Genomic DNA, 20963 nt, shown 5'->3' with positions numbered 1-20963 from the left:
AAGCCCCTTTTACCAGCTATTCGTTTTAATGAAAGTTTCTATTGCAGACTGAATAGCCTGCTTAATTTCATTACTATAATCACCAGTATCATTGATCGTTTTTAACAAATCAGCATGCGCTGACTTCATATATGATTGTAAAGCTGCTTCAAAAGCAAGTACTTTATTTACCTCTAAATCATCTAGAAAGCCTTCGTTCGCTGCATGTAATGAAACACCCATTTCCGCAACTGACATAGGCGAATATTGATTTTGTTTCATCAATTCTGTAACACGTTGTCCACGTTCAATTTGCTTGCGTGTACTTTCATCCAGATCAGATGCAAATTGTGCAAATGCAGCTAATTCACGATACTGAGCTAAATCAAGACGTGTACCACCACCTAATTTCTTGATGATCTTGGTTTGTGCTGCACCACCCACTCGTGATACAGATAAACCCGCATTAACCGCTGGACGAATACCTGAATTGAATAAATCAGATTCAAGGAAAATCTGCCCGTCAGTAATGGAAATTACGTTAGTTGGTACGAAAGCAGATACGTCACCACCTTGAGTTTCGATAATTGGCAGCGCTGTTAAAGAACCTGTTTTACCTTTTACTTTTCCACCGGTAATTTTTTCTACTTCATCCGCGCTGATTCTAGAAGCTCTTTCCAGTAAACGGGAGTGAATATAGAAAACGTCTCCAGGATATGCTTCGCGACCTGGTGGACGACGTAACAGCAATGACATTTGACGATAAGCCCATGCCTGCTTGGTTAAATCATCATAGATAATAAGCGCATCTTCGCCCTTATCTCTAAAATATTCACCCATTGAACACCCAGTGTAAGGTGCAATGAATTGCTGTGCTGCAGATTCAGAAGCAGAAGCAACGACAATAATGGTATGCTCCATTGCTCCATGCTCTTCTAATTTACGCACTACATTCGAAATTGATGAGCGTTTCTGGCCGATAGCAACATAGATACATTTAATGCCTGTACCCTTTTGATTAATGATTGCATCAATCGCTATCGCTGTTTTACCTGTTTGACGGTCTCCAATGATTAACTCACGCTGACCACGTCCGACAGGAACCATTGCATCAATTGATTTCAAACCTAATTGAATAGGCTGATCAACTGACTTTCTGGCAATTACGCCTGGAGCAATTTTTTCAACAGGTGCCATTTGATCAGTATCAATTTCACCCTTGCCATCAATTGGATTACCTAAAGCATCAACGACACGCCCTAGCAATGCTTCACCAACAGGTACTTCTAAAATCTTACCTGTGCACTTGACAGTATCGCCTTCGGTGATATGTTGGTAAGCACCTAACATAACCACACCGACAGAATCTCTTTCAAGGTTCAAGGCCATACCATAAGAGTTTCCAGGAAATTCCAGCATTTCACCTTGCATTGCTTGTGATAAGCCATGAACTCTGATAATACCGTCAGTCACACTGACTACGGTACCTTCTGTGTGCGCTTCGACATTGACGTCGAAATTTTCGATCCGTTTCTTAATCAGATCACTTATTTCAGATGGATTTAATTGCATATTTTTTCTCAGTCTAAGCTGTTAGATCCTTTTAGCTAATTGTTGAAGTTGACCACTAATAGAGCCGTCAATCACACTGTCGCCTGCTTTCACTAGAAAGCCACCCATTAAAGTTTTATCAACACTTGCGTGAATATTTACTTGTTTATTGAGCTTCTTTTTTAGTGATGTTGCAAAACTTTGTTCTTCCGCTTTGGTTAAAGCATAAGCAGTTATAACATCAACATCGACATAACCTTCATCTTCAGCTTTATAATTCTCGAATAACTCCGCAATTTGTGGCAATAATATTAATCTGCTATTTTCTATTAATAGCTTAAGAAAATTATTCGCTTCACCAGCGATTTGATCCTGACAAATATCCAGCAATAGTGCCGTTAATTTATCTTCGCCAACTCTAGGGTTACTCACAATTGCAGCTAAGCTCTCATCCTGCATTATGGCAGATAAAAAGGCTAAGGTATCAGACCATTCCTGAGAATTGCCAACTTCTTTTGCTCTTTTAAATACTGCCTCTGCATACGGTCTTGCCAAAGTTGCTAATTCACTCATTATGCTTGACCTAATTGCTCAGAAACTTTGCTGATGAGTTCTTTGTGCTTAGCTTTATCAATCTCTTGCTTTAGAATTTGTCCCGCTGCTTTTAGTGCTAAAGTAGAGACTTCTTTACGCATTGCTTCTTGCGCTTGCTGCATTTCTTGTTCAATTTGTGCTTTAGCCGCTTCGATCATACGCTCGCCTTCTTGCTTGGCGGTGCCTTTTGATTCTTCAACGATTTCATTCGCACGTTTTTGTGCAAGATTGATAATATCAGCTGATTGTTGTTTCGCTTCTCTTAAAACGTTTGCAGCTTTTTTTGCTGCTCGCTCCATATCTTCCTGGCCTTTTTCAGCCGCGGCCAATCCTTCGGCAATTTTTGCTTTACGTTCTTCGATAGCGTCAATTAGTGGCGGCCAAATATACTTCATGGTAAACCATACCAGAAGTGTAAATGTGATCATTTGACCGATTAGTGTAGCATTAATACTCACTAGCCTTCCTCATGTTGCTGTTAAAATAACTTACGAGAGTGTTTTATCCTGCAACCGCTTCAACAGCAGATAGGAACGGGTTGGCGAATGTAAAGAACAATGCCATACCAACACCAATCATAGTTACCGCATCCAATAAACCTGCAACAACGAACATTTTAACTTGTAGCATAGGTACCATTTCTGGTTGACGCGCAGCACCTTCAAGGAACTTACCACCTAATAGACCAAAGCCTATCGCTGTTCCTAGAGCACCCATACCTAAAACCAGACCTACTGCAATAGCAGTCATACCTTGTACATCTGCAATCAACGCTGCAAGTTCCATAATACCTCCAAAAGTATTGTTATATAAAATGATAGAATTTATTTAGTGATCTTCGTGCGCCATACTTAGGTATACAATTGTCAATACCATAAAAATAAATGCCTGAAGAGTAATAATAAGAATATGAAATATCGCCCATGGAAAACTTAATATAGGCTGTATATACCAAGGCAGCAAAGCAATCAGAATAAAAATCAATTCGCCTGCATATAAGTTACCAAATAGTCGTAAGGCAAGTGATATAGGCTTTGCAATTTCTTCAACCAGCTTTAGTAGCAAGTTAAACGGCATCATCCATGGACCAAAAGGCGTACAGGTTAATTCTTTGGCAAAACCCAAAATACCTTTAATTTTAATGCTATAAAAGATAATTAATAGAAATACACTGATTGAAAGTGCAAAGGTTGCATTTAAATCAGTACTGGGAACAACACGCATATACTCCATCCCCATCATCCCGGCAACAGCAGGTAAAATATCTACGGGAAATAAATCCATAAAGTTCCACATAAACACCCAGACAAAAATAGTCAATCCCAGAGGCGCTATTAAATCACTTCTTCCATGGAAAGAATCTTTGACCTGCTGATCAACAAACTCGATAATCATTTCGACAAAAGCCTGCCCGGTTCCTGGCACACCAATAGTTGCCTTTTCCGCAGCAACCTTAAAAAACCAGATAAACAAAGCACCTAGAACCGCAGAGAAAAACAAAGTATCCAAGTGTAATGTCCAGAAACCTTCCCCTACTGATAACGGTGTTAGATGGTGAACAATATATCCTGTTGCGCCTTCCGCCGCGTGTGCTTCAGTAGCCATTCTGCCTCGCTTTCAAAAATTAATATTTGCGTATTAATAACGCAAACCAAAAAACTGTTAATGCTGAAATATAGGCCGTCAGCACAGCCAAAACATCTATTTTAGGATCTTGAAAAATAAGCGCAAAAATAATAACGGTGATGAACAGTTTGCCTGATTCTCCCGCATAAAATGATCGAACTATTTTTTTTGCTTCTTGACCTTTGTGTTTATTGATTTTTCGAGCAAAATACAAATTAGGAATCAGCGCGGCCAGACCGCCATAAAACGCTGATTTAACACTTAATTCACTGCCTAATAAGAAAAAAAATGCTACAACAAACAAAATGATTAGAGCTTGTATGACAAGAATCTTGTTTACAATGGAGAGCTTAAATATCTTTCTCACACTAAACCTGCTCGAATAATTGGGTGAATTATATCTATCGAAACAGATTTAAGCAAGGGTCGATTTTCTGTAATGAAATAATACTCAATAGTTACTGCCCTTTTTTTATACCAGATTTTCTTTCTGTATATCAAAACGCGACACAATACCCTCTAATTCATCAAGACTGTTATAGCTTATGACTACAGAGCCCTGACCATTTTGCTTATGCTTAATAGTCGTTTTAGCGCCTATAAAACTTGTCATCGCTTCTTGCAAGCGTTGCGTATCCCTATCCATGACTCTTTCATGGGCTTGCACTGAAACATGCATTTTGTTTTCGGGTTTTTCTTGCTGCGCATCCTGAGCTAATTTTTCAGTAACACGTACAGACAAGCCCTCTTCGTAAACCTTATTTGCCAGAGCAATTTGCTTTACTGACTCCAGACTCAATAATGCACGCGCATGCCCCATTCCAAGCTTTCCTTTTGCCAACAGTGACTTAACCTCGCCTTCCAGGTCATTCAGCCTTAACAAATTTGTTACTGCCGCCCTTGACTTGCCCACTGCCTCCGCAATTTGCTGATGCGTTAAATCAAACTCATCTATTAATCGATGAAAAGCTTCTGATTCTTCCAGAGGATTTAAATCCTCACGTTGAATATTTTCTATTAAAGAAATGGCAAGCGCAGCTCGGTCATCAATTTCCTTTATCAGCACTGGCACATCAGCTAAACCAGCTAACTGCCCGGCTCGCCAACGACGCTCTCCGGCAATAATTTCGTAACGGTTGTAACCAACCTCCCTCACTATAATGGGTTGCACTATTCCCTGAACTTTTATCGATTCAGCAAGCTCTTGCAAGCGCTCCGGGTCTATATCTTTTCTTGGCTGGTATTTTCCGCGCTGTAAATATTCTACCGGCAAGGTTTGAGTATTATTTTTAACCGACTCCTTTGCGCCCATATCACCCATTAATGCGCCTAACCCTTTCCCTAAGCCTCTTTTTATTTCTGCCATAAGCTTATTTGTTTTCCTTCCTGATTAATTCGCCTGCTAAAGCAATATATGCAACCGCTCCACGAGAACTTTTATCATATTGCAAAACCGGCATGCCATGACTTGGCGCTTCAGCTAGTCTTATATTTCGTGGCACACAGGTGCGAAATACTTTATCTGCAAAATATTCAACCAATTGCTCTGACACATCTTTAGTCAGCCGACTGCGATTATCATACATAGTACGTAATATCCCCTCCAGGTATAGAGTTGGATTTGCCTTTTCCTGTATATTTCGCAAAGTATCCATTAAGGCAGACAAACCTTCCAAGGCATAATATTCACACTGCATAGGTACCAGGACACTATTGGCCGCAACCATCGCATTCAGAGTCAACATATTTAAAGAAGGCGGACAATCAATTAGAATATAATCATACACATCCTGAATTTGCTGTAGCGCATTTGCAAGACGCCGCTCGCGTTGTGTCATTTTCATCAACTGCACTTCAGCTACAGTCAAATCCGAGTTTCCGGCTATTACATCAAATTCAAATTCTGGCACAGGAATTATCATTTCAGAAACAGGCATATCTTCAAGCAATAAATCACAACTGGAATATGCCACATTTGATTTATCAATACCACAACCCATTGCAGCATTTCCTTGCGGGTCCAGATCAATCAATAGCACTTTACGCTTTGCTGCTGCTAATGATGCTGCCAGATTTACACTGGTTGTAGTTTTACCTACACCCCCTTTTTGATTGGTTACTGCTATTATTTTTGTCATAGTTTATTTATCCGCAGCACACACCGCTCAGCCTCAACACCTGGAACAACAATTGATTTAACCAAATAAGATCTGGAAATATTTTTTAACTCCTGCTCAGGAATTTGCCCTTTCATCGCAATTAAAACCCCCTCAGACTGCAACAAATACTCTGTCAGATCCATAATATCAATCAGACTTGCAAATGCCCGACTTACAACAGCATCATATTCACCTTTACGAGCCAGATTTTCCACCCGACCATGTACTATTTCTACATTTTTTAATTTTAATTCTAATACCGCCTGCTGCACGAACCGCGTTTTCTTTGAATTACTATCTAATAATGTAAATTGCACTTCAGGCATAAAAATTGCCAAAGGAATACCCGGCAAGCCTGCTCCTGTACCTACATCAATAATTTTGTTACCTGTAATAAAAGGCAATACGGCCAGACTATCCAATATATGTAAGCGCAGTATTTCATCACGATCACAAATGGCAGTAAGGTTAAATGCCTTATTCCATTTCTCGATCAGTGTTACAAAAGCCAGCAAGGTGTCAATTTGCGCCGCTGTTGCATGTAGACCTAATTGCTCTATTCCTGACTGTAAAAGATCACGACCACTACCCATTGTTCTTTTTCATATAAATAAGTAACAATGAGATAGCGGCCGGTGTTACACCTGGAATTCTAGAGGCCAGACCCAATGTTTCAGGACGCTGGGTTATAAATTTTTCGCGCACCTCATTGGACAGCCCTTTAACCAGATTAAAGTCCAGATCCGCTGAGATAATTAAATGATCATAGCGCTTCGCCTTGTCAATATCCTGCTGTTGGCGTTCAATATACCCCGCATATTTAGCCTGTATCTCAACTTGCTGCGCAACTTGCTCAGAGACGCCCCGTCCTTCATAAAAGCTCATCAACTGCTCAATATTAACTTCAGGACGACGCAACAAGTCCATCAGATTCACTTCCTTAGTCAATGTACTTCCCCATATTTCAGCGACTCGTTCTGCCTCAGGACTTCCTTTCCTTATCCACTTTGCTTGCAATTTTTTTTGTGTGTGGATAATGTTTTCCTGTTTTTCAATAAAAAACGCCCATTGTTGATCATTGACTAGCTGTAATTCTCGCCCTTTTTCAGTAAGACGCAAATCTGCATTGTCCTCACGCAGTAATAAACGATATTCAGCACGACTTGTAAACATTCGGTAAGGCTCTATGGTCCCGTTAGCAATTAAATCGTCAATCATAACTCCAATATAAGCCTCATCACGCGCAGGACACCAACTCTCTTTACCTTGTGCATTACGGGCGGCATTTAGCCCGGCAATTAAACCTTGCGCTGCCGCCTCCTCATATCCTGTTGTTCCATTTATTTGACCGGCAAAAAATAGACCAGGCATATATTTTGTCTCTAAAGAGGTTTTTAAATCTCTTGGATCAAAAAAATCATATTCGATTGCATATCCTGGCCTGACAATTTCTGCCTGCTCAAAACCCAACATAGTTCGCACAAACTGATACTGCACATCAAAAGGTAAACTGGTTGAAATGCCATTCGGATAATATTCATTGGTATTCAGGCCTTCCGGCTCTATAAAAATCTGATGTGAAGTTCGTTCGGCAAAACGTACCACTTTGTCCTCTATAGAAGGGCAATAACGCGGCCCTACACCTTCAATCTCCCCAGTATACATAGGCGAACGATCTAGCCCCCCACGAATAATGTCATGTGTTTGCTCGTTAGTTCGGGTTATATAACAAGGGACCTGCCGTGGATGCTGATTGGCATTCCCCATAACTGAAAAAACCGGCACTGGCGTATCACCATGTTGCTGTTCTAAGCGCGAAAAATCTATCGTACGACCATCAATACGAGGAGGTGTTCCTGTTTTTAATCGACCTACCCTAAACGGTAATTCACGCAAGCGCGCAGCTAAAGCAATAGATGCCGCATCTCCAGCACGCCCGCCAGTATAATTCTGCAGGCCTATATGAATTCTACCTCCCAAAAATGTACCCGCCGTCAAAACCACAGACCTTGCCTTGAACTGCAAACCCATCTGAGTTTCCACCCCAACAACTGCCCCAGCTTCAACCAGTAAATCCGATACCACCTGCTGAAACAACATTAGATTTGGTTGATTTTCCAGAACATTTCTAATAAATTGCTTGTAGAGTGCACGATCAGCCTGACCTCGAGTTGCTCTAACTGCAGGTCCTTTACTGGCATTTAACATACGAAAGTGAATACCCGCATGGTCAATTGCACGCGCCATCACACCACCTAACGCATCGACTTCCTTGACCAGGTGCCCTTTACCAATACCACCTATAGCAGGATTGCAACTCATTTGCCCTAAAGTTTCAATACTTTGCGTTAATAATAACGTTTGCGCACCTGTGCGCGCTGCTGCCAATGCGGCTTCAGTGCCTGCATGGCCGCCCCCAATAACGATAACATCGAATTCTTTTGTAAATTGCACAGACTTATTTTAAAATTTAATAAAATAGTATTTTAATTTGTTCGTAGGAGTTTTGCACAAAAGAAATAACATTATCGACCATCAATAAGAAATTATTCTATAAAGAAACGCAAAAAGCAGCTGAAAAACAACGTACCTGAGACCAATAAACTGGTCGCAAAACATACGCATTATTTTTCCAAAATAAAAGCAAATACCAGCGCAAAGCCAAACACAAAGACTTCACCCTATTTTTTATGCGATGTGTGCATTACATAAAAAATGGGATGATATCTTCTCAATCCTATCACGCATTTACTTAAGCTTCGCTTCCCTTCTGCGTCAAGCATTTTAAGGTAATTACTTAAATTCACTTACCCTGTATGGCAGAGCAAATCATATATAACTCGCTGGCTTTCATGACATAGTTAACTTACTATTGCATCCAAAAGGTAGTCATGATATAAATAAACCGTACTTATTGTAAGTATAAATTAATAATAATAATCTGGAGAAAATGATGAAAAAAATATTATCAGTTTTAGCTATCACATTGATGCTCATTGGTGGAACTGGTTGCATGGATGATCCTGATGGTAGCAAGCAGCGCACAATGCAGAACAATTAAATGTAAAGGGTTTTTATTTGGGGAATTACAGTGCGTGTTTTGCCAGCAAACTGAAAATATAAATCTCTGGACAGAAATCAACAAAGGTAGCATTTTTAATGCTTTAGGCGCTTCATTTCTGGATCGCCTAAAGTTTTAAGGGAATTCAACAGCAAATTACCCTTTCGTCTATTGCGAACTACCAGAAAAAATCCTTCTGCTCACTCAGTATATAATTATAAAATTAGTCTCAACTAAAACCTTTCTTTTTTACGCACCAAGATCAGCAACCCTTAACCCACTGATTTTATATCTCTTATTTTACTGCATGCCATTGAACCTCAGCATGCCAGTGAAGACCTTAAAATCAAATTGCAAACTCCAAAGCTTAAGAGTGAATTCCTGCTTAATTGATTTTTTAAGGTGAGTAGGTGTAAATAAATTACATATGAAAGATTATATCTTATCGCTAAGACATAAAAAAAGACAATGATGTTTAACTCTAGAGATGCATTTCTGAAAAATTGAGCTTAAGTACAGTATTATTCTGAAGTATTGAAATACGAGGAACTAATCGAGATATTACTGCTGAAGTTTAAGAACTATTTAACATAAAAAAGCCCAGGCGTTATTCCTGGGCTTTTTCCTACATTTTCTTACAAAGAGATAGAGCTAGAAACTTTTTGCTTGCTACCATCAGGGTTGTCCATACAACCAGTTCCGCCGATTAACATTAAAGAGATAGCTAGTAGTGATAATACTTTTTTCATGTCATCCTCCTCAGGATAAAAATTATTATTGTTGTTTCGTACTCATAAAAAGCACGGGACAATTTATAACATGACAATAGTTTTGATGCAACACCATTTTTTTTAATTATTTAAATCTTAACTATCAAAAGCACTCTTTAAGGATTTAAATTATTATTTAATAAAATCCCCACAAAAACCATAAGCAATTGAAATAAAAAATAAAACTCTATTTAATGGCCTGTAGATCCAATTGATAATGTTTGTTTTTCCAGGTGGCGATACCGACGGTTATCCATTCCCCAGATAAGTTGTCCTTACGTAAATTAATACGCCACTGCACAGGAGAGTTTATTTTTTTATGCTTAATAATAAATTGTGCATGATTAAGATCCAATCCAACCTTATTCCCCCAGAATGCTGTCACCTTCATAATAAACTTACTAAGCCTTTCAGGGTTAATATTTGGTGTTACTGCAATATTAGCCCACATGGAGTGCACTCTTCCCCAATTTGGGGCCAACATACGCCCCTGCTGATTTACAAAAGGCAGCCACCGCTCGTATCCTTGCATGTCAATATAAGTTATCGCTAACAAGTCTTCGTAGCCCTGAAAATGGTCATGCAAATAAAGAGCATGCGGAGTAATACCTAAAAAAGTTGTCGATAGCATTAATACTGAATTGCTCAGCAAACGCAGTTGATTTACAACCGGATTTTCAACACTTGATAAGTCATACAATCGGTACAAAAAACCATAATGGATACTACTATTAAGTTGTAATATCACCAATATTATAAAAATTTTAGCCATTCTGAATCTAAACTGCTTAGGTTTTTGCACCGCATAGTTTTCAAAAATCCGGCTATATAAATCCACCGGGTAGGTCTTTATCGAAACCGCCGGCAAACAAAATTCATCACAAACATTACGCGCACGATTATCAGCAATATGGCGATACAGTGCTTTAGCTATATGGTAAATACCAGGTGCACGCATAAGCCAGGCAAAAACAGCCAGATAACGCATTTTCTGAAAAACCTGAATATAAGTATCAACTCCCTCATAAACACGCCCTTGCAGATCAACTGCATACAAATCTGCTAATAAGACTTGCTGATCATACTTTTGCAACTGGGGTGCACTATCAATCTGTGTTTGTAGGTCCTTAAACGCAACTGCCTGTAATAGATCAAAATGATTAATAATCGTTGCCGTACGATTACATAAAGGACAATCGCCATCATAAAACACAACCAACTGAGGTGTCTGATAAATAAACCTATTAGCCAGTGCTGCCCACCAGGAAAAGGGCACCATTAAGATATAAACGGATAACATCCCCAAGCCAAAAGGATAAATATTAAAACTAATAGTAATACCAATATGCAAACCAGCCCCTACTAGCAAAAAAATAGGGCGAAAGGAGCGTCGATAGAATAAAAAGATAAAGGTAAATTGAAATACCAGTATCAAGTAACCAATGAATTTTTGTAAAATTTCCTGGTTTAGCATCCATGATAAATCTAATGCCGACATATAATAAGGCATGGAGGATGGCAACCACCCCCCTAAACCATTAAGCCAATGCGGTGCAAACAGTTTGTGTATTACGGAATCAAAGTATAGAAAGCCCAGGCAAATTAATACTGGAAATAACAAACTCAGAACACTACACCTTTCAGGTAGGACAGGACTATTCTGATATTTAAATTGTAGCTTATACAGTAAATTATCAATCGATACGGCTCGTCCGATTGGCATAAATATTAGAAAAAAACCAACACCAATCATAAATAAATCAAAGCCTCCATCAAAATCTCGCTGCATGGGCGTAAAATTTACGAAGACTATCCAGAAAATATAGTTTGCAATGATGGCAACCTGAGTTCGATAACCTACAATAACGCACCCGGCTACGATTGCCCATAAGCTCAAGAATAGGGGAATCATCGGAAACTCTACATCTATATAAGGTATAGGGTCAAAAATAAGGTGATTAAAATAGAGGAGAAATATAATTTCCTGGAATGCGACTATCCCATAAAAGATACGAAAGATGCCAATAATAAAGACAGGCGCTGAACGCAAATAATAGCGTTCAATAATACGTGAAATATTGCTTAGCATTTGATACTCATCTAAATGTAATAATACTACAGATTATAATGGAATTTCGCTTATACGACAGCGTTTAGGCTTTAGAGTGTTTTTGATGAAAACCAAACAGGAGCAATTGAAATAGCGAAGGATCTTAGAATTGACTACAGACTATAACGACTCATAGCCAGCAAAAACATACGGTGAATCTTTAAAGAAACTTACAAAAGTGACGGGCATAAAAAAACCCGCAAGTCAAAAACTCGCAGGCTTTTAAGCAAGACTAAAAAAGCATATTACTTATTCGTCGTCTTCATGCTCTGCGAAAACCCATTTTACGAAGAAATAACCAGCAGCTATAACTACTGCAGCGATAGCCATACCTTCTGGCTCTTTTAACATTTCAGTAACGTCTAATATTGCACCCATGAGTGTCCTACCTTCTTGTAATTTATTATAGTCTTTACGTCAAAATTATGACATAAAATGAACTTAATATAATACGTGATCATTTTTTGAAGTCAAGAATTAGTTGCTCTGCTTTAGTCAATTACGCCATAACCCTCTCTCCAAGAACCTAATTTGAAATGAGTATCTAATCCTGTCTAAGGACTATATTTTTTACTGATAAATTGTCATAATAAAGCCGAGATGTTTATAATGTGATTTGCTTAAATATTTCTGTGGCCTGCATGACGCAGAATAATAATAATTTTGTAGGTATAAGGTTTCAAAAAATAACTAAAAAATTAAGGGGATAAAAATGTTTGGTGGTGTATTAACAATTTTGATTGCGATCTGGATATACAGATCAGCAGTACGGGCTAAAACGGAGAACGTAATAATTTGGACAGCAGGTGCCGCAGTCTTGTTTATTGTTGTTCAGGTTCTGTTTTATAATATAAATATATTTATTATCGATGGCTTTAGTAATGATGTAGGCGCTAATTATGACCGTGACCTAGTCGATATTGGAGATAGAGTAACAAGTAGTGGTGGCACAGGCGGCATTCAAGAAGGGTTCTTTGGTACTGTATTAGGTATCCTTTTTGAAATCATGCCGCTATTTATGGGCTGGCTAAGTGTTGCATTTATTAGAACAAAATATATGCTAAAACAAGAACTTAATATAACAAATCTTGTTAGTGGCATTACGGATGTTTTTGTGGGCATTAAAAACAGCTTCAAAACATCAGAAGAATAGTTTTCACGCACATAACACGAAAAAAAAGCCCAGTCTCAAACTGGGCTTTTTGCTTTGCAACATACTGAAGTTAACTACTGAAAGAGATATTCTTACAGAATAAACGCTACAATAGCGACCAATGATAAAATAAACAATATTGTCGCAATCGCTCCAACAACTAAATAACTAGACAAAGAGCCCTGCTCAAAGTCTCTTTCACGATTTGCTTTACTTTGTACCCCAATAGCGGCGGCAAACACGCTTTGAATAACCTGTTTAAGTGTAGGCTTAGACATAACCCCTCCGTACATTTAGAATAATTATATAACGCCGCCAAGTAAATCATCTTTAGCCTTACTAAGCAAACCCAATAGCAACAACGTCAAGTGATCCTCATGAACAAAAAAGAAATTTTAATCCAGCATCTTTCTCAGCGCATTTTATTTTTAGATGGGGCAATGGGTACAATGATTCAAGGCTATCACCTTGAAGAAAAGGATTATCGAGGTCAACGTTTTAGTGATTGGGATTCTGATTTAAAAGGCAATAATGATTTACTATCGTTGACCCAGCCGGATATTATTAAAGCTATTCATAAAGCTTATCTAGATGTAGGTTGCGATATCATCGAAACCAATACCTTCAATTCCACTACGATTGCCATGGCTGATTACAACATGGAATCGCTGGCCTACGAGATCAATTTTGAATCAGCAAAAATAGCCAGGCAAGCGGCTACAGAAGCCACCTTGCAAACACCTGACAAACCTCGCTTTGTGGCGGGCACCCTAGGACCAACTAATAGAACGGCCTCGATGTCTCCCGATGTGAATGCCCCGGCATTTCGTAATATCAGCTTTGATGCTTTAGTTGAAGCCTATAGTGAAGCCGTAGAAGGGCTGGTAGATGGTGGTGTAGACATTTTACTGATTGAAACTGTTTTTGATACCTTGAATGCAAAAGCCGCAATTTTTGCCATAGACCAATACTTTGAGCAACATAACATAGAATTACCGGTAATGATTTCAGGCACGATTACTGATGCTTCAGGGCGAACATTGTCAGGACAAACAGCACTCGCCTTCTGGAATTCTTTAAGTCATATAAAGCCTATTTCCATCGGTTTTAACTGCGCACTGGGCGCACAAGAAATGCGCCAATACATAGAGGAACTATCAACTCATGTTGATACTTACGTCTCAGCTCACCCTAATGCCGGCTTACCAAATGAATTCGGTGAATACGATGAATCACCTGAGGAGATGGCTGCAGAAATTGCAGATTGGACAAAAAACGGTTATTTAAATATTATCGGTGGCTGTTGCGGTACTTCTCCTGAGTATATCAAAGCAATTATTGAAGCTGTACGTCCGTATGCCCCTAGAAAAATACCTGAAATAGAAATTCGCTGTCAATTAGCTGGGCTGGAACCTTTTTCCATCGGCGCTGACTCGTTATTTGTCAATGTTGGTGAACGTACTAATGTCACTGGTTCAGCACGGTTCAAACGCCTTATTGTTGAAGAGGAATATGATACCGCCTTAGAAGTCGCGCGTGAACAAGTGTTAAATGGCGCGCAAATTATCGATATCAACATGGATGAAGGCATGTTGGAATCCAAAGATGCAATGGTGCATTTTTTAAATCTGATCGCTTCCGAACCTGATATTTCCAAGGTACCCATTATGATAGATTCATCAAAATGGGATATTATTGAAGCGGGCTTAAAGTGCATTCAAGGAAAAGGGATCGTTAATTCCATCTCCATGAAAGAAGGTGAAGAAACTTTTATCTATCATGCCAGATTAGTGCGTCGTTATGGTGCAGCCGTTATTGTGATGGCTTTTGATGAAGAAGGCCAGGCCGACACCTTTGCCAAAAAAGTCAAAATTTGCCAACGCGCCTATAAAATTTTAGTTGAGCAAGTGGGCTTTCCTCCCCAGGATATTATTTTTGACCCGAATATCTTTGCCATCGCCACGGGGATCAAAGAGCACAATAATTACGGCGTTGATTTTATTCAAGCCACCCGTGAAATTAAACGCACCTGCCCACACGCCATGATATCGGGCGGGGTATCCAATGTATCCTTTTCCTTTCGCGGCAATAATCTGGTACGTGAAGCCATTCATGCAGTATTTTTATATCATGCCGTACAAGCCGGCATGGATATGGGGATTGTCAATGCAGGACAACTCGCTATTTATGCAGATATTCCTGATGAATTGCGTAATGCGGTTGAAGATGTTGTACTAAACCGCGACGCGAATGGAACCGACAAACTATTAGAGATTGCCGAAAAATACCGTGGTGATGCCTCTGTTAACAAAAAAGAAGATTTAGAATGGCGCAAACTGTCCGTTAATAAGCGCCTGGAACACGCCCTAGTCAAAGGTATTACCGATTTTATTATGGAAGATACCGAAGAAGCGCGCCTGCAAGCAGAAAAAACACTGCATGTTATAGAAGGGCCGCTAATGGATGGTATGAATGTTGTTGGAGATTTATTCGGCGCAGGTAAAATGTTTTTACCTCAAGTGGTCAAGTCTGCAAGGGTGATGAAACAGTCGGTCGCCTATTTAATGCCCTTTATGGAAGCAGAAAAATCAGGTGAAATACAAACTAATGGCACTATCCTGATGGCTACTGTGAAAGGTGATGTACATGATATAGGTAAAAACATCGTCGGTGTGGTTTTACAATGCAATAATTATGCAATCATTGATTTAGGCGTGATGGTGCCAACTGCAAAAATCTTGCAGGTCGCGAAAGAAAAAAATGTCGATATTATTGGCTTAAGTGGCTTAATCACACCCTCTTTGGAAGAAATGGTTCATGTTGCTAAAGAAATGCAGCGTCAGGGCTTTTCCATTCCGTTAATGATTGGCGGTGCAACCACATCGCGCGCGCATACTGCCGTAAAAATTGAAGAAAATTACACAGGCGCAACTGTATACGTCCCTGATGCTTCCCGTGCGGTTGGTGTTGCCGGTAATTTACTCAGTTCAGAGCACAAGCAAGATTATGTACAAGGCATTCGTGATGAATATGCGGCAGTCCGTGAACGCCATAAAGGTCGTAAAGCAAAGACCAAACAACATAATCTGGAATCTGCACGTGCAAATAGGTTTGTTTGGGATAACCACACACCTGTCCCACCAAAAAAACTAGGTATCGAGGTCATTGAACGTTTTCCGCTGGAAACGCTGGTTTGGTATATAGACTGGACGCCTTTTTTCCAGACATGGGAATTGGCAGGTCGTTATCCAGATATATTTGATGATGAGCTCGTTGGCAAACATGCTCGCGCCTTGTTTGAAGATGCTCAAGTGATGCTTAAGCAAATTATTTCCGAAAAGTGGCTACAAGCAAATGCAGTTATTGGCTTCTTCCCTGCTAATAGCGATGGAGATGATATTATTTTATATACTGATGAGTCACGCACAGAACAATTAGCTGTATTGCATCATTTACGCCAACAAAATATTAAAGCACCTGGACGTCCTAATTATTGTTTATCTGACTTTATTGCCCCGATAGACAGTGGGCAGGCTGATTATATAGGTGGATTTGCTGTAACCGCTGGAATCGGGATAGAAAAGAAATTAGCCCAGTTTGAAAGCGAGTTTGATGATTATAATGCCATTATGCTTAAAGCGCTTGCCGACCGTCTAGCAGAAGCCTTTGCTGAATATATGCATCTTGAAGTGCGCAAGAACCACTGGGGCTATATTGATGATGAAGACATAAGCAAAGAGGAGCTTATCAAAGAAACTTATAAAGGAATCCGTCCCGCCCCCGGTTACCCTGCTTGTCCTGACCATACTGAAAAGAGCAAATTATTTGAGCTATTAAATGTTCAAGCTAATACCACTATTGAATTAACCGATAGCTTTGCCATGTACCCCACGGCGGCAGTAAGTGGCTGGTATTTTTCACACCCTGATTCACAGTATTTTAATGTCGGAAAAATAACCAACGAACAACTGGAAGATTATGCCAGGCGCAAAGGCCTTTCTGTTGAAGAAACAGAGCGGTGGCTGGCTGCACATTTACACTAAGAAATCAGGTAAGGACTAATGTTCAAAAAACACTACCAGTCTTGCAGCCACTGGTAGTGCTGAATTTACTACATTCGGGTTGTATTGAATCTGCATTGCTAGCCCATACAGGCCACCTATGAACACTAAACAACTACGCACCACCTACCAGTTAAAAGCATCCCTAGAAGGCTCTAAACCACTTATCTGGCGATGCTTGCTAGCAAACAACGATATAAAATTAGATACCTTTCACTTGTTCATACAAGTTCCGATGGGCTGGGCAAGTTCTCTTTCGCATCAGTATATAACTAAAGATCACGGATTCTATGGCATCAAAGATAATGACTTTGATTTTGACATAAAAGAAGAAAGTAAGTTTCGCTTATCTCAACTACCAAAGCATGAAACGGAAAGCTTAATTTATGAATATGATTTTGGTGATAGCTGGATACATACAGTCACTCTGGAAAAAATACGCCCTTTTGATCCAGATAAAAAACTAACCTATTGTGTCACCGGCAAGCGCGCTTACCTATCTGAAGATGGAGGTGGCATTTGGAGCTACTCTGACTTACTGACAATACTCGAAGACCCTAAACATCCTGAATATGAAGAAAAGCTAGACTGGATTGGAGATGGGTTTGATCCGGTCACCGTAGACAGCAGAGAAAGCAATCAGTTATTGCTGGAATATTATTGTTAAATCATAGTGTATGAAACACTACTTGCTCTTACTTATCAGTACCGTTTTAGTCAATAACTTTGTTCTGGTAAAGTTTCTTGGACTATGCCCTTTTCTTGGCGTATCCAGAAGACTGGAATCGGCGATTGGTATGGGGCTGGCAACAACGTTTGTCTTAACCCTTGCCTCTGTTAGCAGTTATATAATGTATCAATATCTGCTATTACCTCTAGGCTTACTGTATTTACGCACCATTAGCTTTATTGTTGTGATAGCCGTCGTTGTACAATTCACTGAAATTATTGTGCATAAATTTAGTCCTGTTTTACACCGCTCATTAGGTCTATACTTACCTTTAATAACCACCAACTGCGCTGTTTTGGGGGTCGCTTTATTAAATATTCAGGCTGAGCACAACTTTGTAGAATCGATTCTCTTTGGCATAGGCACTGCACTTGGTTTTACGCTAGTGCTAGTTTTATTTGCCGCACTTCGCGAGCGTATTGATGTTGCTGATGTCCCCGCTCCTTTTCAAGGTGCATCAATAGGATTAATTACGGCAGGCTTAATGTCTATGGCTTTTATGGGTTTTATTGGACTAGCCTGATGTTATTACTGTGCTTTTTATTCGCTCTACTAGGCTTGGGGCTAGGCTATGCGGCCAGGTATTTAAAAGTACAAGGCGATCCTTTAGTTGAACAAATTGATGCTTTATTACCCCAAACTCAATGTGCTCAGTGTAAATATCCAGGCTGTCATCCTTATGCTGAAGCCATAGCCAGTGGCGCAGCCGATATCAATCAATGCCCGCCAGGTGGCGATGAAGGCGTTGCAGCTCTTGCTAATCTCCTAGGCGTAAGCCCGAAACCTTTAAATGCGAGCTTTGGCAAACCCGACATTCCTGCTGCAGCCTTTATTATTGAACAAGACTGCATAGGCTGCGTAAAATGCATTCCGCCTTGCCCGGTCGATGCCATCTTAGGTGCAGCTAAACAAATGCACACCGTTCTTGCATCTGAATGTACTGGCTGCAAACTCTGTATCGCACCGTGCCCAGTTGATTGTATTATTATGCTACCCCTGGAAAATAAGCCAGGACAGTGGCAATGGATGATCAACAATGAATAAGCAATGGCAATTCCCTGGAGGAATAGCGCTAAACAGCCATAAACTGCTCTCTGAAATAAGTGAATCTACCTTGCCTTCAGAGTTAATTTATCCTTTATTTCTGCGCTCTGATTGCTATGCCACGCCCTTTGTTCATCAAGGTCAGCGCGTACTTAAAGGGGAGGTGATTGCATCCTCGCAAAATCCGTTTGCTACTCCGATTCATGCTGCAAGCTCGGGTATTATAAAAGCCATCGCACCACGTATAATCGCACACCCTTCAGGTCTGGCAGATACCTGTATTATCATTGAAACTGATGGTCTGAATGAAGCATGTCACGCTACCCCGTGTCTCAATTATCAGCTTGAAGCACCCGAAACGTTAAGCAATAAAATCGCCCAGGCAGGAATTGTCGGATTAGGTGGCGCTGCTTTTCCCACTGCAGTAAAACTGCAAACTCAACGGACTATTCGCACCCTTATTATTAATGGCGCAGAGTGTGAACCTTATATCAGCTGTGACGTAAGTTTGATGCAAACTTGTGCGCAACAAGTCGTACAAGGTGCTTTAATCATGCAATATATCTTGCACGCTGAAAGATGCATCATAGCCATAGAAAATACTATGCAGATTGCGCAACTAGCATTGCTTAAAGCGGCAAGCCAGCAGAATCTGGAAATATTAACGGTGCCAGCCATTTACCCCACAGGTGGCGAAAAACAATTAATTGAGGTTTTAACAGGAATACAGATACCTCCCAGTTTACTGCCTGCCGAATATGGATTCATATGTCAAAATGTTGGCACCGCCTATGCAGTTTATCAAGCAATATTTCTGGGAATGCCACTTACTGAACGTATCATTACGGTGACCGGCAAAGGTATTAAACAAGCCAAAAACATACGCGCAAAAATCGGCACGCCAATAAAGCATTTAGTTGAACAATGTGGTGGTTATACGCAAGATGTACAGCGCCTGATTATGGGCGGTTCGATGATGGGGTTTGCACTTAGCTCTGATGATATCGCCGTGATTAAAGCGACTAACTGCTTGTTAGCAATGACGGCCAGTGATTTGGCAGAGAGCCAATCAGCAGTGCCTTGCATACGCTGTGGTAATTGTGCCACAGTCTGCCCAACTGAATTACTCCCGCAGCAACTTTATTGGTATAGCCGTAGCAAACAGTATGAGCAATGCCTGGACTATCAATTATTTGACTGCATAGAGTGCGGTTGTTGCGATATAGTTTGCCCCAGCCATATACCTTTAGTACAAAGCTTTCGTGCCGCAAAAGGTGAACTTATTATAAAAGAAAAACACTTGGCGCAAGCTAACTTGGCCAAAAATCGTTATCAAAATCAACAACAACGCAGAGCCAAAGAAGAACAAGAAAAATTAGCAAAAACAGAAAAACGTCAGGCAGCTATTGATAAAATGAAAGCAGCAGCGGCAGAAAGAAAAAAAGTCTGATTTAAACTTAAGCACACTAGAATTGAATATTAATGCTGAAAATTCACTGGGCTTACAAGGCAAGCAAACCACTATCATCCTGGAAACCGCAGTTGAGATCATTATATTTTATATTCCGTCACTTATAGTGTTTTATAGCGTTCAACTGCTGCTTCCAGGTTCATAAGCCATGCCCCCCTGCTTTCAGAAGAAACACTAACTTCTGAATTTCTTCAGCTACTGTTTAGTAGCCGGTTATAAACGTCGAAGTTGCAAATCAAGCAAGCAATTTAGCTTTATGGACCTTGAACTCCTCTTCGGTAACGATACCTTTATCTCTAAGATCAGCCAGCTTGGCGATCTCATCAGCGACAGAAGCCCCCGCCGCTTCTTTAATGTAGGCACGCTGCATCTTTTCAGATTCCACCAGCATATGCAGAGAGCGTTCCTGCATTCCCGACCCCCTGACGATTAGATAACACAACACACCTAACCAGGGAATGATAATAATGAACAGCGCCCAGAAACCCTTGCCCCAGCCACCTAAGTCTTTACTGCGAAAAATGTCGCTAATGACTCCGATAATCACCCATATCCAGGCGAGCATCAGGAAAAATAAAAACATCAACCATAACATATGTAATAAAGGCATTGCGTACTCCAAATTATTATTGATTTAAACTGTACTTAAGACAG

20 protein-coding genes are annotated in these 20963 nt (G+C 40.1%); 6 read left to right on the top strand and 14 right to left on the bottom strand.

The annotated features are described in order from the left end of the window. Positions 1–9 precede the first annotated feature (9 nt). The 12 genes from atpA to AU255_RS21015 form a co-directional block, all read right to left on the bottom strand. Positions 10–1551 (bottom strand): F0F1 ATP synthase subunit alpha, encoded by a 1542-nt coding sequence (atpA, locus tag AU255_RS01810; RefSeq protein WP_080521286.1) that lies wholly within the window; start codon positions 1549–1551, stop codon positions 10–12. Positions 1552–1572: 21 nt separating this feature from the next. After that, on the bottom strand, positions 1573–2103 hold the full coding sequence (locus AU255_RS01805; protein WP_080521285.1) for a F0F1 ATP synthase subunit delta: 531 nt from the start codon (positions 2101–2103) through the stop codon (positions 1573–1575). Then, positions 2103–2582 carry a F0F1 ATP synthase subunit B gene (locus tag AU255_RS01800; protein ID WP_080521284.1) on the bottom strand — a complete coding sequence of 160 codons (480 nt, stop codon included), beginning with the start codon at positions 2580–2582 and terminating at the stop codon, positions 2103–2105. Before AU255_RS01800 ends, AU255_RS01805 begins: the two co-directional genes overlap by 1 nt. A 43-nt stretch (positions 2583–2625) precedes the next feature. After that, positions 2626–2910: a F0F1 ATP synthase subunit C gene (gene atpE, locus AU255_RS01795; protein WP_080521283.1), complete on the bottom strand. Its 285-nt coding sequence runs from the start codon at positions 2908–2910 to the stop codon at positions 2626–2628. A 42-nt stretch (positions 2911–2952) separates the two neighbouring features. Further along, positions 2953–3729 (bottom strand): F0F1 ATP synthase subunit A, encoded by a 777-nt coding sequence (atpB, locus tag AU255_RS01790; protein WP_080521282.1) that lies wholly within the window; start codon positions 3727–3729, stop codon positions 2953–2955. 19 nt (positions 3730–3748) lie between these two features. Beyond that, a complete protein-coding gene (locus tag AU255_RS01785) occupies positions 3749–4117 on the bottom strand; it encodes an ATP synthase subunit I (RefSeq protein ID WP_233144530.1) in 369 nt (122 codons plus the stop codon). Positions 4118–4222: 105 nt separating this feature from the next. Beyond that, complete coding sequence (locus tag AU255_RS01780) at positions 4223–5116, bottom strand: ParB/RepB/Spo0J family partition protein (protein WP_080521281.1); 894 nt, start codon at positions 5114–5116, stop codon at positions 4223–4225. A 4-nt stretch (positions 5117–5120) separates the two neighbouring features. Then, on the bottom strand, positions 5121–5888 hold the full coding sequence (locus AU255_RS01775; protein WP_080521280.1) for a ParA family protein: 768 nt from the start codon (positions 5886–5888) through the stop codon (positions 5121–5123). After that, positions 5885–6502 carry a 16S rRNA (guanine(527)-N(7))-methyltransferase RsmG gene (rsmG, locus tag AU255_RS01770; protein WP_080521279.1) on the bottom strand — a complete coding sequence of 206 codons (618 nt, stop codon included), beginning with the start codon at positions 6500–6502 and terminating at the stop codon, positions 5885–5887. Before rsmG ends, AU255_RS01775 begins: the two co-directional genes overlap by 4 nt. Further along, on the bottom strand, positions 6495–8363 hold the full coding sequence (gene mnmG, locus AU255_RS01765; protein ID WP_080521278.1) for a tRNA uridine-5-carboxymethylaminomethyl(34) synthesis enzyme MnmG: 1869 nt from the start codon (positions 8361–8363) through the stop codon (positions 6495–6497). The genes rsmG and mnmG overlap by 8 nt, the downstream gene beginning before the upstream one ends. 1564 nt (positions 8364–9927) lie before the next feature. Next, complete coding sequence (locus AU255_RS01760) at positions 9928–11829, bottom strand: DCC1-like thiol-disulfide oxidoreductase family protein (RefSeq protein WP_080521277.1); 1902 nt, start codon at positions 11827–11829, stop codon at positions 9928–9930. A gap of 270 nt (positions 11830–12099) precedes the next feature. Further along, positions 12100–12228, bottom strand: coding sequence for a hypothetical protein (locus AU255_RS21015; RefSeq protein WP_269844753.1), 129 nt, complete (start codon positions 12226–12228; stop codon positions 12100–12102). A gap of 334 nt (positions 12229–12562) precedes the next feature. Between AU255_RS21015 and AU255_RS01755 the strand changes: the two genes are divergently transcribed. Further along, positions 12563–13003, top strand: a complete 441-nt coding sequence (locus AU255_RS01755) for a hypothetical protein (RefSeq protein ID WP_080521276.1) — start codon at positions 12563–12565, stop codon at positions 13001–13003. Positions 13004–13095: 92 nt separating this feature from the next. Here AU255_RS01755 and AU255_RS01750 read toward each other — a convergent pair whose 3' ends face one another. Then, positions 13096–13281, bottom strand: coding sequence for a DUF2970 domain-containing protein (locus AU255_RS01750; protein WP_080521275.1), 186 nt, complete (start codon positions 13279–13281; stop codon positions 13096–13098). 99 nt (positions 13282–13380) lie between these two features. Here AU255_RS01750 and metH point away from each other — a divergent pair, with 99 nt between their 5' ends. From metH to rsxC, 5 genes are all read left to right on the top strand, one after another. Then, the gene (metH, locus tag AU255_RS01745) at positions 13381–17046 is read left to right on the top strand and encodes a methionine synthase (protein ID WP_080521274.1); all 3666 of its coding nucleotides are present in this window, start codon (positions 13381–13383) and stop codon (positions 17044–17046) included. A gap of 118 nt (positions 17047–17164) precedes the next feature. Continuing rightward, complete coding sequence (locus tag AU255_RS01740; RefSeq protein WP_080521273.1) at positions 17165–17731, top strand: plasmid pRiA4b ORF-3 family protein; 567 nt, start codon at positions 17165–17167, stop codon at positions 17729–17731. Positions 17732–17741: 10 nt separating this feature from the next. Then, positions 17742–18317 carry an electron transport complex subunit RsxA gene (gene rsxA / locus AU255_RS01735; RefSeq protein WP_080521272.1) on the top strand — a complete coding sequence of 192 codons (576 nt, stop codon included), beginning with the start codon at positions 17742–17744 and terminating at the stop codon, positions 18315–18317. Next, positions 18317–18838: an electron transport complex subunit RsxB gene (rsxB, locus tag AU255_RS01730; protein ID WP_080521271.1), complete on the top strand. Its 522-nt coding sequence runs from the start codon at positions 18317–18319 to the stop codon at positions 18836–18838. The genes rsxA and rsxB overlap by 1 nt, the downstream gene beginning before the upstream one ends. Continuing rightward, positions 18831–20288 (top strand): electron transport complex subunit RsxC, encoded by a 1458-nt coding sequence (gene rsxC, locus AU255_RS01725; RefSeq protein WP_080521270.1) that lies wholly within the window; start codon positions 18831–18833, stop codon positions 20286–20288. Before rsxB ends, rsxC begins: the two co-directional genes overlap by 8 nt. Before the next feature lie 256 nt (positions 20289–20544). Here rsxC and AU255_RS01720 read toward each other — a convergent pair whose 3' ends face one another. After that, the gene (locus AU255_RS01720) at positions 20545–20919 is read right to left on the bottom strand and encodes an SHOCT domain-containing protein (protein WP_080521269.1); all 375 of its coding nucleotides are present in this window, start codon (positions 20917–20919) and stop codon (positions 20545–20547) included. Positions 20920–20963: the final 44 nt, after the last annotated feature.

This window comes from Methyloprofundus sedimenti (genome assembly GCF_002072955.1).
GTDB lineage: Bacteria > Pseudomonadota > Gammaproteobacteria > Methylococcales > Methylomonadaceae > Methyloprofundus > Methyloprofundus sedimenti.
The sequence above is the reverse complement of the archived record's forward strand: the minus strand, read 5'-3'. Positions and strand labels throughout refer to the sequence as shown.

What these genes read in the sequence shown, in the direction of transcription:
- atpA (WP_080521286.1), bottom strand. Translation starts at nt 1,551, where the DNA reads ATGCAATTAAATCCATCTGAAATAAGTGATCTGATTAAGAAACGGATC.
- rsxB (WP_080521271.1), top strand. Translation starts at nt 18,317, where the DNA reads ATGTTATTACTGTGCTTTTTATTCGCTCTACTAGGCTTGGGGCTAGGC.
- AU255_RS01805 (WP_080521285.1), bottom strand. Translation starts at nt 2,103, where the DNA reads ATGAGTGAATTAGCAACTTTGGCAAGACCGTATGCAGAGGCAGTATTT.
- AU255_RS01780 (WP_080521281.1), bottom strand. Translation starts at nt 5,116, where the DNA reads ATGGCAGAAATAAAAAGAGGCTTAGGGAAAGGGTTAGGCGCATTAATG.
- rsxC (WP_080521270.1), top strand. Translation starts at nt 18,831, where the DNA reads ATGAATAAGCAATGGCAATTCCCTGGAGGAATAGCGCTAAACAGCCAT.
- AU255_RS01740 (WP_080521273.1), top strand. Translation starts at nt 17,165, where the DNA reads ATGAACACTAAACAACTACGCACCACCTACCAGTTAAAAGCATCCCTA.
- rsmG (WP_080521279.1), bottom strand. Translation starts at nt 6,502, where the DNA reads ATGGGTAGTGGTCGTGATCTTTTACAGTCAGGAATAGAGCAATTAGGT.
- metH (WP_080521274.1), top strand. Translation starts at nt 13,381, where the DNA reads ATGAACAAAAAAGAAATTTTAATCCAGCATCTTTCTCAGCGCATTTTA.
- AU255_RS01760 (WP_080521277.1), bottom strand. Translation starts at nt 11,829, where the DNA reads ATGCTAAGCAATATTTCACGTATTATTGAACGCTATTATTTGCGTTCA.
- AU255_RS21015 (WP_269844753.1), bottom strand. Translation starts at nt 12,228, where the DNA reads ATGGGTGCAATATTAGACGTTACTGAAATGTTAAAAGAGCCAGAAGGT.
- rsxA (WP_080521272.1), top strand. Translation starts at nt 17,742, where the DNA reads ATGAAACACTACTTGCTCTTACTTATCAGTACCGTTTTAGTCAATAAC.
- AU255_RS01755 (WP_080521276.1), top strand. Translation starts at nt 12,563, where the DNA reads ATGTTTGGTGGTGTATTAACAATTTTGATTGCGATCTGGATATACAGA.
- AU255_RS01750 (WP_080521275.1), bottom strand. Translation starts at nt 13,281, where the DNA reads ATGTCTAAGCCTACACTTAAACAGGTTATTCAAAGCGTGTTTGCCGCC.
- atpE (WP_080521283.1), bottom strand. Translation starts at nt 2,910, where the DNA reads ATGGAACTTGCAGCGTTGATTGCAGATGTACAAGGTATGACTGCTATT.
- AU255_RS01720 (WP_080521269.1), bottom strand. Translation starts at nt 20,919, where the DNA reads ATGCCTTTATTACATATGTTATGGTTGATGTTTTTATTTTTCCTGATG.
- atpB (WP_080521282.1), bottom strand. Translation starts at nt 3,729, where the DNA reads ATGGCTACTGAAGCACACGCGGCGGAAGGCGCAACAGGATATATTGTT.
- AU255_RS01775 (WP_080521280.1), bottom strand. Translation starts at nt 5,888, where the DNA reads ATGACAAAAATAATAGCAGTAACCAATCAAAAAGGGGGTGTAGGTAAA.